The sequence below is a fragment of the Frankia sp. AgKG'84/4 genome (genome assembly GCF_023242965.2).
Taxonomy (GTDB): domain Bacteria; phylum Actinomycetota; class Actinomycetes; order Frankiales; family Frankiaceae; genus Frankia.
Genome location: NZ_JALKFU020000256.1, coordinates 1 through 7,249 on the forward strand (window position 1 = coordinate 1; position 7,249 = coordinate 7,249).

General features: G+C 71.2%; 5 protein-coding genes. 1 reads left to right on the forward strand and 4 read right to left on the reverse strand.

Translation table 11 applies throughout. From position 1 onward, the window contains the following. The 4 genes from MXD58_RS16030 to MXD58_RS16045 all read right to left on the reverse strand — a co-directional run. Window positions 1–936, reverse strand: a 936-nt coding sequence (locus MXD58_RS16030) for a potassium-transporting ATPase subunit C (RefSeq protein WP_250609471.1), incomplete at its 3' end; no start/stop codon positions are given. Between the two features lie 2 nt (window positions 937–938). Next, complete coding sequence (gene kdpB, locus MXD58_RS16035; protein WP_374616191.1) at window positions 939–3,224, reverse strand: potassium-transporting ATPase subunit KdpB; 2,286 nt, start codon at window positions 3,222–3,224, stop codon at window positions 939–941. Then, complete coding sequence (kdpA, locus tag MXD58_RS16040; RefSeq protein ID WP_248840655.1) at window positions 3,221–5,014, reverse strand: potassium-transporting ATPase subunit KdpA; 1,794 nt, start codon at window positions 5,012–5,014, stop codon at window positions 3,221–3,223. The genes kdpB and kdpA overlap by 4 nt, the downstream gene beginning before the upstream one ends. After that, window positions 5,014–5,103 carry a potassium-transporting ATPase subunit F gene (locus tag MXD58_RS16045; RefSeq protein WP_248840654.1) on the reverse strand — a complete coding sequence of 30 codons (90 nt, stop codon included), beginning with the start codon at window positions 5,101–5,103 and terminating at the stop codon, window positions 5,014–5,016. Before MXD58_RS16045 ends, kdpA begins: the two co-directional genes overlap by 1 nt. Before the next feature lie 268 nt (window positions 5,104–5,371). Between MXD58_RS16045 and MXD58_RS16050 the strand changes: the two genes are divergently transcribed. After that, on the forward strand, window positions 5,372–7,249 hold a 1,878-nt coding region (locus MXD58_RS16050; RefSeq protein WP_250609472.1), incomplete at its 3' end, for a DUF4118 domain-containing protein.

A 7,249-nucleotide genomic window follows, 5' to 3' on the forward strand; every position in this document is an offset into this window, starting at 1 on the left:
GCGTTCAACGAGGTCAACGAGGTCTGGACGGCCCAGTTCAGCCGCGGCGGCCAGGCGTACACCAAGCCGCGGCTGGTTCAGCACGTTGACCACCGGCTCACCGAGGAAGCCGAGCGCCCGGCCGCTCGTGTGCGCCTCGACCAGCGATCGGACCCGCGCGGCTGGCAGCCCACGGGCGCGGGCGACCCGGGCGACCTGGACGTCAGCGTAGGCCGTGCTGATCTGTGGGTCGAGGCCGCTGCCGCTGGCGGTCACCGCATCGGCGGGCACAGCCGGACGTGCGGGCGCGTCGCCGCGGATGAGCACCCGTTGGCCGGCGGCGATGTCGTCGGTCAGCGTGCGGCAGGTCACCGGCACACCGCCGTAGGTCACGAGGAACGGCCGCTGCGGGCACAGCTCGTTCACGCTCACCACCTTCGTCACCCGGCCGGAGAACCCCGGTCCGGCGTGGTAGACGGCGAGTACTGCGCCGACCCCGCGCACGGTGCAGTACGGCCGACGGCCGTCGACGCCGTCCGCCTCGCCGACGGCGCGGCTGCGGGCGCAGACCTGGGTGAGCAGGCTCTGCCGGCTCTCGTCGTCGGTGCTGGTCCGCGGGTCGTCGAAGGTGTCGACGACGTCCTCGGGGCCGAGGTTCGACGCCGAGGTGGACGTCGGGTCGTAGCCGTCACCGGCCGCCGACGGGCGGCTCTGGAAGTAGTCCGCGACTGGCCGGCCCGTCGCGTCGGTGAACGACTGGCCGATGAGCGAGGAGCCGACCGGGCGGCCGGCGGCGTCGGTGACGATCGAGCCGTCAGCCCGGTCGCGCAGGCCGGGCAGCTGGGCGACGGCGAGGATCGCCAGCGGGTAGGCGAGGCCGACGACGACGGTGAACACGAGCAGGATCCGCAGGGCGGCCAGGTGCTGGCGGGCCCAGCCGGGAAGTCGCGCGAACATGGTCAGCCCACCCCCGGGACGAACTGCAGCAACAGATCGATGATCTTGATTCCGACGAACGGGGCGATGATGCCGCCGAGGCCATAGCGGGACAGGTTGCGGGTCAGCAGCGCCGACGCACTGCTCGGCACGTACCGGACACCGCGTAGCGCCAGCGGGATCAGGGCGACGATGACCAGGGCATTGAAGATGACCGCCGAGAGGATCGCCGACTCCGGCGTGGCCAGGCGCATGATGTTGAGCCGGTCCAGCCCGCTGTAGACCCCGGCGAACATCGCCGGGATGATCGCGAAGTACTTCGCGACGTCGTTCGCGATGGAGAACGTGGTCAGCGCCCCGCGGGTGATGAGCAGCTGCTTGCCGATCTCGACAATCTCGATCAGCTTCGTCGGGTCGCTGTCGAGGTCGACCATGTTCCCGGCCTCCTTGGCGGCCGACGTGCCGGTGTTCATCGCCACGCCGACGTCGGCCTGAGCAAGCGCGGGGGCGTCGTTCGTGCCGTCGCCGGTCATCGCGACGAGGTGTCCCTTGGCCTGCTCGGCGCGGATGAGGGCGAGTTTGTCCTCCGGGGTGGCCTCGGCGAGGAAGTCGTCGACGCCGGCCTCCCGCGCGATCGCCTTCGCGGTCAGCGGGTTGTCGCCGGTGATCATGACGGTGCGGATGCCCATCCGGCGCATCTCGTCGAACCGCTCCCGCATGCCGGTCTTCACCACGTCCGCGAGCTCGATGACGCCGAGCACCCGGGCACCGCCGGCAGTGGTGGTCTCGGCGACCACCAGCGGGGTGCCGCCGGCCGCGGAGATGCCGTCCACGATCTCGCCGAGCCGCGGGGACACCGCGCCGCCGGCCGCGTGGACCCAGGCCACGACCGCGCTCGCCGCTCCCTTGCGGATCTGGCGGCGCGGGCCGGCCGTCCCAGCCCCGGAGTCGACGTCCGGATCGGCCAGGTCGACCCCGGACATCCTGGTCTGCGCGGTGAACGGGACGAAGGTCGCCGCGCGCAGCTCACCCGGCGAGCGTTCCCGCAGGCCGTGATGCTCCTTGGCGAACACGACCACGGAGCGGCCCTCGGGTGTCTCGTCGGCCAGCGAGGACAGCTGGGCGGCGTCGGCGAGCATCGCCGGGTCGACATCGTCAACGGGAAGGAAAGCACGCGCCTGCCGGTTACCGAACGTGATGGTTCCGGTTTTGTCGAGCAGCAGGGTGCCGACGTCGCCGGCGGCCTCGACGGCCCGGCCGCTCATCGCGAGGACGTTGCGCTGCACCAGCCGGTCCATCCCGGCGATGCCGATCGCGGACAGCAGTGCCCCGATCGTCGTGGGGATCAGACAGACGACCAGTGACACCAGCACGATGCCGCTGATCCCGTGGCCGGTGAGCGCGGCGGAGTCGGGGATCGCGGGCTGCTGCGCCTTCGTGTAGATCGCCAGCGGCTGCAGGGTGGCGACGGCGAGCAGGAAGATGACGGTCAGCGCCGCGAGGAGGATGTTCAGCGCGATCTCGTTGGGGGTGCGACGGCGGTCGGCGCCCTCAACCAGGCTGATCATCCGGTCGATGAAGCTCTCGCCGGGCTGCTGGGTGATCCGCACGACGATCCGGTCGGAGAGCACCTTCGTCCCGCCCGTCACCGAGCAGCGGTCGCCGCCGGACTCCCGGATCACCGGCGCCGACTCGCCCGTGATCGCCGACTCGTCCACGCTGGCGATGCCCTCGACGATGTCACCGTCACCGGGGATGAGCTCCCCGGCGGCCACCACGACGTAGTCGTCGCGTGCGAGCCGCGGCGCCGCGACCTCCGCGATCGTCACCCCACCGTGGAGGGTCGCGCCGGCGTGAGCGGAGGTCCCCGTATCCGGGACCGCCTCCAGCGGGTCACCGGGGGACCAGCCGGTGAGCCGGTGGGCGATCGTGTCCGTGCGGGTCCGGCGCAGCGCCGCCGCCTGGGCCTTGCCCCGTCCTTCCGCGACCGCCTCGGCCAGGTTCGCGAACACCACCGTCAACCACAGCCAGCCGGTGATCAGCCAGCCGAACACCGACGGGTCCGCGACCGCCAGCACGGTGGTGAACACCGCGCCGACCTCGACGATGAGCATGACCGGGTTGTGCCAGAGCGTGCGCGGATCGAGCTTGCGCAACGCCGAGGGCAGGCCGCGCAGCAGCTGGCCCGGGTCGAGCAGCCCGCCGCCGACGCGCCGCGGACCGGCTCCGGAGTCCAGGCCGGACCCGGTTGCGCCTGTGTTGCCAGGGCCGCGACCGTTGCCGGACGCGGCGATCAGGGTGGTGCTCACGAGTGGATCCCTTCCGCGAGCGGGCCGAGCGCGAGGGCCGGGAAGAAGGTCAGCGCGACGAGGACCACCGCGACGGCGGCGAGCATCCCGGCGAACTGCGGCCGGTGCGTGGGCAGGGTGCCCGCGGTCACCGGCGCCGGTTCCTGGCGGGCGAACGACCCGGCCATGGCCAGCACGAACAACATCGGCAGCAGGCGGCCGAACAGCATCACGAGGCCCAGCGCGGTGTTGTACCAGGTGGTGTTCACGCTGATACCGGCGAACGCCGAACCGTTGTTGTTCGCCGCCGACGTGAACGCGTAGAGCACCTCGGACAGTCCGTGCGCGCCGGAGTTGAGCATGCTGGCCCGTTCACCGGGCAGTCCCATCGCGATTCCGGTACCGAGCAGCGCGAGAACCGGGGTGATGAGAAAGTAGAGCGCGGCGAACCGGATCTCCCGTGAGCCGATCCGTTTGCCGAGGTATTCCGGTGTCCGCCCGATCATCAGACCGGCGACGAAAACGGTCACGACGGCCAGCACCAGCATTCCGTAGAGGCCCGAGCCGGTGCCACCCGGGGCGACCTCGCCGAGCATCATGTTGAACAGCAGCGTGGCGCCGCCGAGGCTGGTGTAGGAATCGTGGAACGAGTTGACGGCGCCGGTCGAGGTCAGGGTCGTGGCGCTGGCGAACAACGACGAGTTCGGCACGCCGAAGCGGGTCTCGGTGCCCTCCGTCGCGGCGCCGACCGCCGTCGGCACGGTGCCGTGGTGGACGGCCTGGAACGCGGCGCCGACGGCGAAGCTGCCCAGTGCCAGCACGGCCATCACCGAGACGATCGCCAGGCCCTGGCGACGGTCGCCGACCATGCGGCCGAAGGCCCGCGGCAGCGAGAAGGCGATCGCGAGCAGCAGGTAGATCTCGAACAGGTTCGTCCACGACGTCGGGTTCTCGAACGGATGCGCCGAGTTGACGTTGTAGAACCCGCCGCCGTTGGTCCCGAATTCCTTGATCGCCTCCTGGCTGGCGACCGGCCCACCGGTGATCGTCTGATGGCCGCCGGCGAGGGTGTCGACGATGCGAGCGCCATGCAGGTTCTGGATCGCCCCACCGGCGATCAGCACGATCGCGGCCAGCACACACACCGGCAGCAGAACGCGGATCACCGTCCGCGTCAGGTCGACCCAGAAGTTGCCCAGCTCATCTCCCACGCCATCCGGAACCCCGCCAGCACGCGTCTCACCAGCACGCGTCTCGCCGGCACGCACCGCGCCCGTGGACTCGCGCATCCCGCCACTGCCACTGCCACTGCCACTGCCACTGCCACTGCCCACGGTGCGGCGGCGCGCCAGACCGCGCACCACGGCGATCGCGACAGAGATGCCCACCGCGGCGGAAAGGAAATTCTGCACGGCGAGGCCGGCCATCTGGACGAGGTGGCCCATGGTCGACTCGCCGGAGTACGCCTGCCAGTTGGTGTTCGTCGTGAAGCTGACCGCGGTGTTCCAGGCCAGCGGCGAGTCCACCCCGGGAAAGCCCAGGCCGAGCGGCAATGCGGCCTGCACGCGTTGCAGCAGATACAGCAGCAGAACGCTGACCAGCGAGAAGGCCAGCACGCTGCGGGCATACACCGGCCACCGCTGGCCGGTGTCCGGGTGCACGCCGGTCAGCCGGTAGATCACCCGCTCGATCCGCAGGTGACGCCGATCCGTATACACCCGGTACAGGTAGTCACCGAACGGCCGATAGGTGAGCACGAGCGCCGCGACCAGCAGTGCCACCGCGAGGACACCGGCGACGTTCGTGGACATCAGAAACGCTCCGGGAACAGCAGCGCGGCGAGCACGAATATCCCGAGTACGATCGACAGCACCAGGCCGGCGATGTTCTCCGCGTTCACAGCCTTTCTACTCCTCGCAGGACAAGCGCCAGTAGCGCGAAACAACCCAGCGTCAGCAGGACGTAGACCACGTCTTGCATGCGCCCCCTCCTTCACCCCGGCAGGGCTCCAAGTTAAACGCGACGAAAGCCGAAACGGGCTCTTTCTCACAGGGTTCTAACAGCGGCGCACCGGATTCTCACAGGTCGCTAACATCGATCTGGAAAAAGTGGCCAACCGGCCCTTCCGGCGGTTCCCGTGCAGCCCGGACGGGTGCACGATAGGTGGTGTGGGACGAGGAACTCTGCGCATCTACCTGGGGTCCGCGCCCGGGGTCGGCAAGACGTACGCCGCGCTCGACGAGGCACGCCGCCGCCGCGACCGCGGCACCGACGTCGTCGTCGGCCTGATCGAGACCCACGGCCGGCCGCAGACCGCCGCCATGCTCGACGGCCTGGAGCTCCTCCCCCGCCGTTTCCTCGACCACCGTGGCGCGACGTTCACCGAGATGGACCTCGACGCGATCCTCGCCCGCGCGCCGCAGGTCGCGGTCGTCGACGAACTCGCCCACACGAACGTCCCGGGCAGCCGCAACACCCGGCGCTGGCAGGACGTCGAGGAGCTGCTCGCCGCCGGCATCGACGTCATCTCCACCGTCAACGTCCAGCACCTGGAGTCCCTCAACGACGTCGTCGAGACGATCACGAGGGTCCCCCAGCGGGAGACCGTCCCCGACGCGGTGGTCCGCCAGGCCGACCAGGTCGAGCTCGTCGACATGGCCCCCGAGGCGCTGCGGCGCCGGATGGCGCACGGCAACATCTACGCCGCGGACCGGATCGACGCCGCGCTGGCGAACTACTTCCGCCTCGGTAACCTCACCGCGCTGCGCGAACTCGCGCTGCTGTGGCTTGCCGGCAAGGTCGACGACCAGCTCGACCGTTACCGCGCCGAGCATGGCATCGGCGGCGTCTGGGAGACCAGGGAGCGGGTCGTCGTCGCGCTCACCGGCGGCCCCGAGGGTGACACGCTGATCCGCCGCGCCGCCCGCATCGCCGCCCGCGGCCGGGGCGCGGAACTGCTCGCGGTGCACGTCGTGCGCTCTGACGGGCTCACCGGCGCCGACCCCGGGGCACTATCACGCCAGCGCTCCCTGGCCGAGAGCCTCGGCGGCAGCTTCCACCAGGTCGTCGGCGACGACGTCCCGGCGGCGCTGCTCGATTTCGCCCGCGCGTCGAACGCCACCCAGCTCGTGCTCGGCGCGAGCCGCCGCGGCCGTCTCGCCCGCATCCTGAGCCCCGGCATCGGCGTGACGACGACGAACCGGTCCGGCCCGATCGACGTGCACATGGTCACCCACGCCGAGGTCGGCTCCGGCTGGCGGCTGCCGCGGGTCCGCCGCAGTGGCCTCACGCCGCGCCGCCGGCTCGTCGCCACCGCGCTCACCCTCGCGCTGCTGCCGGCGCTGACCGCGCTGCTCGTCCAGGGCCGCGACACCGTGAACCTGGCCATCGACATCCTCGGCTACCTGATCATTGTGGTGGCCGTGTCGATCGTCGGCGGCTTCTGGCCCGCGCTGCTGTCCGCGCTGGCCAGCGCCATGCTGCTGAACTACTACTTCGCGCCGCCGCTGCACCGCTGGTCGATCTCGGACACCAACGACACCCTCGCCCTCGCCGGCTTCGTCCTCGTCGCCGCCATGGTCAGCCGCGTCGTCGACACCTCCGCCCGCCGCTACGGCCAGGCCGTGCGCGCCTCGGCGGAGGCGGCGACCCTGTCGATGCTCGCCAGCAGCGTCCTACGCGGCGAGGACGCCCTGCCCGCCCTGCTCGACCGCGCCCGCGAAACCTTCGCCATGAGCTCCGCGACCCTCCTGGAACGCGCCCAACCCGACGCCACCACGACCACCGCAGCCGCAGCTGACGGCGAAGCCACCGGTACCGGTACCGGCACCGGCACCGGCACCGGTACCGCGGGCTGGCGGACCGTGCTGTCCGTGGGGCCGGATCCGTGCGCGCAGCCGGAGGACGGGGCGGTCGAGGTGTCGATCGGCGACGATCTGGCGCTCGTGCTGACCGGCCGGCCGCTGCCAGCCGCCGACCGGCGGATCCTCAACGCCTTCGCCGCCCAGGCCGCCGTCGCCCTGGAACGCCGCCCGCTGGCCGAGGCC